The organism is Methanosphaera sp. A6 (assembly GCF_001729395.1).
GTDB classification, from domain to species: Archaea; Methanobacteriota; Methanobacteria; order Methanobacteriales; family Methanobacteriaceae; genus Methanosphaera; species Methanosphaera stadtmanae.
Genome location: NZ_MAIF01000079.1, coordinates 1 through 5,943 on the forward strand (window position 1 = coordinate 1; position 5,943 = coordinate 5,943).

Below are 5,943 nucleotides of genomic sequence, written 5' to 3' on the forward strand. Positions count from 1 at the left end.
TTCAAAAGCTAATGCATTTTCATATTTTTCATTAAAAATTGGTTTATCTAATTTTTTATTAAGAAAAATATATATTGGTCTTAAAATATATTTTCCCCATAAAATCATAAAGGGGATTGAGATAACAATTCCTATTAAAAAAATTATCATTTCAGGGGATTGTGGTGCTCCACGTCCTACAATCATTAATTTAACCTCCATAATATAGTATTATTTTCAATTTCTTTTTATATAATAAACATATTTTAACCTATTTTAATCATTTGGGTGGTATCTACAACATTCTACAAAAGCACTACATCCTACTCCTGTTTCAAATGTTTTAGCATACTCATGTAAATATGATGAATATGTAGTTAATCCTTTATTGCATAATACTGTTCTAGTAGCTATTGTAACTTGTTTATGTAGGGCTTTTTCAGCTATTCTGGCAATTTTTACTTCTCCACTTCCTGGAAGACATGACATAAAGATGGAGATTGCTGCATTTTCTGCATAATATGGATTTGATATATCATCTAAACTATTAGCACCTGTAGCAGCATAACATAATAATGCACCACCAGCTACTGCAGCAATGGGAAGAACTACTGGTGCTGATGATATGGCAAGAGTTATGCCTGTTGTTATTAGAATTGATCCTGCAATATCTTCACAAGTATTGATTATTTTCCAACATGTATCTGTAGCACTACCAGGTATGGTCTGTTCATAGCAATATGTGATATAATTTTTTCCAAAATTGTATATACTTTCTATTCCTTTTGTAATAAAATCACTAATTGTCCATGTTGCTGCATTTTCATAATTATAACCATATCCAATACTCCCATATCCTCCACATATTTCCTTTGTTATTATGATGTTAGTTTCAGCGGTGGTAGTTTTTAAGTTTTTTGATGAATTTCGAGAATTCATTATCATATAGGTATAAGCTCCATTTGAACATAGTGTTATCATATAATCCGTGTTGTTTTCTGTGTGAATTTGAAGTGTTCCAGTTTTATTATCATATGTGAAATTCAATGTTTTATTATTATAATAATCTTCCATAAAATATATTGCAGCAGATCCTGCATTTTTATCTCCAGCAAGATTCAATACTACTCCTTCAAGATACGATCCTATAAATCCTGTTAGAAAGTTATATGTACTGGTATTAGTACTGTTTCCAATGATATTTGTCCCAAAAACACCATCCTGAATATTTATAAGTATATATCCATTATATGTTATGCGTATTGCCATTTGTGTATCCTGAATACAATATGATTTAAGATTTAATTGATATTCAAACATTGTGGATGCTGCATTGTATAGATACAGATATGTTAGTCCTGTTAAAAATGTTCCATAACATGAACAATATACACTTTTATTGTATGATGCATTTTTTTGACTCCAATATTTTAAAATATCTTGTGTTATTTTTTGATTAGTTAATAATTAGTAATATTAATTAAATCTATTGATATATTGTTCACCTCATTATTAATAAGTTATATGGACTATTTTAAAATGCCACTCCAAAAGATATTAAAGTTGTAATTATTAGAAAAATTCTCAAAACATTACTTTCAAATCAAATGGCATAAATTTATCTGTTATCTTGGGAAATACTATTAGAAATTCTACTATTAAACATATGATTATTGTTATTAAGTATTTGCTCTACCATATAGTGGATAAAATAAAATTATTTCCTCTTTATATTTTGAACCATAGATGATATAATAATATACCAGTATCTAAAAATTACAAATCCATTTTTTTTTAATTTCACATATTATATTTATTATATTGGGTGTATGTTTTTATGAATATGAATTATTTTTTTTAGATGTATTTATGAATATTATTATTAGTTTTAAAAAAGATATATTTAATTAAGAATATTTAATATAGTTGGAAGGATTTAAATTGCTAGAAATTATAGAGTTAAAACAAGAAGACTTTTCAAAGTATACTCAGAGAATTCAAATGAATTCTAGTGATGTTATACAACCTGTACAGGAAATTATTGCAAATGTATGTGAAAATAAGGATAAAGCATTACATGATTATACTTTGAAATTTGATAAGGCAGATATCTCTGATTTTAAGGTACCTGTTGAGACTATTAAACAAAGTGTGGAAAATATTAGTCCTAAACTAAGAAAAGCATTGGAAGATGCAGCAGAAAATATTAGTAAGTTTCATAAAGCACAAATACCATCTGATTGGACAATGACAGTAAAAGATGGTGTTAAGGCTGGTCAAATTATAAGACCATTATCTCGTGTTGGTTGTTATATTCCTGGTGGAAGGGCAGCATATCCTTCATCCATATTAATGACTGTTATTCCAGCAAAGATTGCTGGTGTAGAAGAGATTATTTGTTGTACTCCTCCAGATAAAGATGGATGTGTTAGTGATGAAATTCTTGCAGCAGCATATATTGCTGGTGTAACTGATATTTACATGGTGGGTGGTGCTCAAGCTATAGCAGCAATGGCATATTCTACTCAAACAATACCTTCTGTTGATAAGATTGTAGGACCTGGTAATATTTTTGTAGCAACAGCTAAAAAATTAGTATATGGTGATGTGGATATTGAATTTCCAGCAGGTCCATCTGAAATGTTAGCATTGGTAGATGAAACAGCAAATCCTGAATATATTGCAACAGAATTATTAGCTCAAGCAGAACATGATCCTAATGCTGCAACAATACTTGTATCTACATCAAAAGAAGTGGCCCAAAAAACTGTAGAACATGTTATGGAATATCTTAAAACACAAAAAAGAAGTGATATAATAGAAGAATCATTATCTAAATATGGTCATGTTCTAGTGGCAAGTAGTATGGAAGATGCTATAGATTTTACTAATGCATATGCTCCAGAACACTTGGTTATTGTGACAAAAGATCATTATAAAACATTAGAATCAATAAATAATGCTGGTTCTATCTTTTTAGGTAATCTTACACCAGTTGCTGGTGGAGATTATGGTTCTGGAACAAACCATGTTCTTCCAACAAGTGGTGGGGCAAGAATGTATTCTGGTTTATCTGCAGAATCTTTCCTTAAAAAACCAACAATACAAGAATTATCACCTGAAGGTGTTAAAAATATTAAAGACATGGTTATAAACCTAGCAGAAGCAGAAGGATTATATGCTCATGCTTTATCTATTAAAAAAAGAGCAGAAGATATGGAATAAAATATTTTTTCTATTAAATAAATTTATCAATTAAGAAAAATATAAATATATATTAATATTTTATTAATTTTAACTAAAATCATAAAATGAATACATAGGTGAAAAAGTGACAGACATATTTGAAAAATGTAAAAGAACCCATTACTCAAATGAAATAGGTCCAGAACTTGCTGGTGAAACAGTTAAAGTAACTGGATGGGTACATGAAATAAGAGATCTTGGTGGAATTGTATTTGTATTAATCAGAGATAAAAATGGTATAACACAATTAACAGCACCAAGTAAAAAATTATCTGAAGAAATGATGGCAGATGTACGTGCAGCAAGAAAAGAAACAATAATTACCCTAACAGGTACTGTACAAGAATCAGCAAAAGCACCTAATGGTGTTGAAATAATTCCAAGTAACATTGATGTAATTAATGTTTCACAATTACCTCTACCATTAGATACTACAGAAAAAGTAGAAGCAGAAATGGATACAAGATTAGATTCAAGATTCATGGATTTAAGAAAACATGATGTAAGTGCAATATTTAAAATAAAAAGTCAAATGTTACACACAGCACGTAACTACTTCTATGACAATGATTTTACAGAAATCACAACACCAAAACTTGTAGCTTCAGCAACTGAAGGTGGAACAGAATTATTCCCAATAACCTACTTTGAAAAAGAAGCATTTCTTGGACAAAGTCCTCAACTATATAAACAAATGATGATGGCAACAGGTCTTGACAATGTATTTGAAATAGGACAAATATTCAGAGCAGAAGAACATGATACATTAAGACATTTAAATGAAGCATTATCCATTGATGCAGAAATGTCATTTAAAAGTCAAACAGATGCAATGAACACATTAGAAGAATTAATTAAAAGAATATTATCAGACATATCTACTAATTGTCAAAAAGAATTATCTGACTTAGATCATGAATTAGATATTCCTACAGAACCATTCCCAATAGTTACATATGAAGAAGTAATTGATATTGTAAATAGTAGGGATGTTGAAATGAATTATGGTGAAGATTTAAATAGGGCAGCAGAAAAAGTATTAGGAGAAACTATGGGTAGTTACTACTTTATTACAGAATGGCCAACAGCAATTAAACCATTCTATGTAATGCCTAACAGTGATGATGCTGAAAAAAGCACTGCATTTGATTTAATGTACAGAGATCTTGAATTGTCAAGTGGTGCACAACGTATCCATGATTATGATCTTTTATACAGTCAAATAGAAGCAAAAGATTTAAATCCTGATTCATTTGAAAAATACTTACAAGCATTTAAGTATGGTATGCCACCACACTCTGGTTGGGGTATGGGTGCAGACAGATTAACAATGGTTATTACAGGTGCAAAAAATATTAGGGAAACTGTATTATTCCCAAGAGACAGAAGACGACTTACACCTTAGTTGTTCTTCTTTATTTTTTTTTAAATTAATTTCTTTTTCTAAAATAAGTATGATAAAATAAGTTTGTCTATTTTTAATAAATTTAATAAAAAAAGAGGTACTTGGGAGAGTATCTATTCTTTTATATCTTCAATATATATGTAAATTCTTTCTTCTTCAAAATAATAGCTTTCATCTTCATTTAATTTACTGGCAATTTCAAAGATTAAACCATTATCTCTTAATTGAAATATTCTATTTACAATATCATCGTATGCATATTGATTATTTCTATTAGTATATACTCTATTAAATCCCTTTTCACTCCATTCAAGTCCATCCCATGCATATAATTTGGATTTTCCCTGTGGATTATATACTATCTTAGCAAGTATATTAAAATCATCTTCTTCATAAGTATCATCAAGTAGAATACATTCTATTTCTCGTATATTCATATTCTACATCCTTATAATTTATTTGCTATGATATTTAATTTATATTGTTCTTTAGAGATTTCATCATGATCATTCATAGCTTTTAATTCTTTCCAAAGATTTCCATGTACCATATAATCATGCATTCTTGTTATAAAATCTTCAAATTTATCTTTATCTTCTTTATTTTCAGGTGATATTTTATTTAAGTCTATGAAATCTTTATGCCATGTGTCTCCATCAAAAAAATAATATGTTGTATCATAATCATTTTCAGTATTATATTCTGCTTTACATTTTATATTATATGATTTATTATCAACATCACTTAGAATATATTCATATGTTTCTTTCATTTTCTATTCACCCTCATTGTTATTATGTTTGTGATACAAGATTAATATACTATGCAATCTATATTATAATATATTAATAATTTATCATTGATTTCTATGCAATACTATAAAAAACATGTATATACTTCTAAGAATTTAAGAGAATTAATTAAATTCTATACTAGGGATGGATTCATACTTAAGGATAATGTGGATAATAAGACATATCTAACTAAGAAAAATCATGGTAGTTTAACAATTCATGTATTGTTATTAATAGCTACTTCCTGGTTTTCATTAGGTCTTATTAACATAATATACTTGATAATTTCATATTTTTATTATTCTAAAGGAATAATTATAATATATTCTAATAATAATATAAATATAAACAATAATCCTATTTTTGAGTTATATGAAGGATTTGATGATTTGGATGTTATTACTAATTTCTTAGATACAAGTGTTGATGATTATGAAAATTTCATAAATAATAATGATAAATCTCCGATTATATCATTTCTTAATCATAAAAAGTAAGTTGTTATGTATTTTCATATAA

At 27.8% G+C, this 5,943-nt stretch carries 7 protein-coding genes; 3 read left to right on the forward strand and 4 right to left on the reverse strand.

The window, feature by feature from the left end:
• The coding region (locus tag A9758_RS02640) for a hypothetical protein (RefSeq protein ID WP_143740859.1) at positions 1-186 on the reverse strand (186 nt) is incomplete at its 3' end.
• Between the two features lie 69 nt (positions 187-255).
• Positions 256-1,299, reverse strand: a complete 1,044-nt coding sequence (locus A9758_RS02645) for a hypothetical protein (protein ID WP_011405750.1) — start codon at positions 1,297-1,299, stop codon at positions 256-258.
• Between the two features lie 681 nt (positions 1,300-1,980).
• Here A9758_RS02645 and hisD point away from each other — a divergent pair.
• Positions 1,981-3,204: a histidinol dehydrogenase gene (gene hisD, locus A9758_RS02650; RefSeq protein WP_011405751.1), complete on the forward strand. Its 1,224-nt coding sequence runs from the start codon at positions 1,981-1,983 to the stop codon at positions 3,202-3,204.
• Between the two features lie 106 nt (positions 3,205-3,310).
• A complete protein-coding gene (aspS, locus tag A9758_RS02655; protein ID WP_011405752.1) occupies positions 3,311-4,630 on the forward strand; it encodes an aspartate--tRNA(Asn) ligase in 1,320 nt (439 codons plus the stop codon).
• A 113-nt stretch (positions 4,631-4,743) separates the two neighbouring features.
• Here aspS and A9758_RS02660 read toward each other — a convergent pair whose 3' ends face one another.
• Together A9758_RS02660 and A9758_RS02665 are read right to left on the reverse strand one after the other, a co-directional pair.
• Positions 4,744-5,067, reverse strand: coding sequence for a hypothetical protein (locus tag A9758_RS02660; protein ID WP_011405753.1), 324 nt, complete (start codon positions 5,065-5,067; stop codon positions 4,744-4,746).
• Positions 5,068-5,078: 11 nt separating this feature from the next.
• Positions 5,079-5,402: a hypothetical protein gene (locus A9758_RS02665; protein ID WP_011405754.1), complete on the reverse strand. Its 324-nt coding sequence runs from the start codon at positions 5,400-5,402 to the stop codon at positions 5,079-5,081.
• 96 nt (positions 5,403-5,498) lie between these two features.
• Here A9758_RS02665 and A9758_RS02670 point away from each other — a divergent pair, with 96 nt between their 5' ends.
• On the forward strand, positions 5,499-5,921 hold the full coding sequence (locus tag A9758_RS02670) for a hypothetical protein (protein ID WP_011405755.1): 423 nt from the start codon (positions 5,499-5,501) through the stop codon (positions 5,919-5,921).
• Positions 5,922-5,943 lie beyond the last annotated feature (22 nt).

Excerpts from the sequence above, each read along its gene's own strand:
- A9758_RS02645 (WP_011405750.1), bottom strand. The coding sequence starts at position 1,299 with ATGTTTGAATATCAATTAAATCTTAAATCATATTGTATTCAGGATACA.
- hisD (WP_011405751.1), top strand. The coding sequence starts at position 1,981 with ATGAATTCTAGTGATGTTATACAACCTGTACAGGAAATTATTGCAAAT.
- A9758_RS02660 (WP_011405753.1), bottom strand. The coding sequence starts at position 5,067 with ATGAATATACGAGAAATAGAATGTATTCTACTTGATGATACTTATGAA.
- A9758_RS02665 (WP_011405754.1), bottom strand. The coding sequence starts at position 5,402 with ATGAAAGAAACATATGAATATATTCTAAGTGATGTTGATAATAAATCA.
- A9758_RS02670 (WP_011405755.1), top strand. The coding sequence starts at position 5,499 with ATGCAATACTATAAAAAACATGTATATACTTCTAAGAATTTAAGAGAA.